General features: G+C 38.8%; 1 protein-coding gene. It reads right to left on the bottom strand.

The window, feature by feature from the left end:
* Positions 1 to 104: 104 nt before the first annotated feature.
* A partial coding sequence (locus ACYP5M_RS26735) for a DUF554 family protein (protein ID WP_459735752.1) occupies positions 105 to 237 on the bottom strand: 133 nt, incomplete at its 5' end.

Here is a 237-nt window from a genome sequence, read left to right as displayed (position 1 = left end):
CTACCATCACTCCTTTCACATGGTCAATCAAGCAAGAAAAAACCCTTTGATGGATTTTTGATTATGATAAAAAAGAAGGAAGGGGTAATCCCCTTCCTACTTTTTTATACATAATACATGAAAGTAACCAGAATGGCGGTGATCATTATGCCAGGAAGCAGATACTCCACCCTAAATATGGTAACACCGATAATATTCAAACCAATTGCCAAAATCATGACTCCCCCAGATGCCGTC

This window comes from Peribacillus sp. N1, assembly GCF_054600815.1.
The sequence above is the reverse complement of the archived record's forward strand: the minus strand, read 5'-3'. Positions and strand labels throughout refer to the sequence as shown.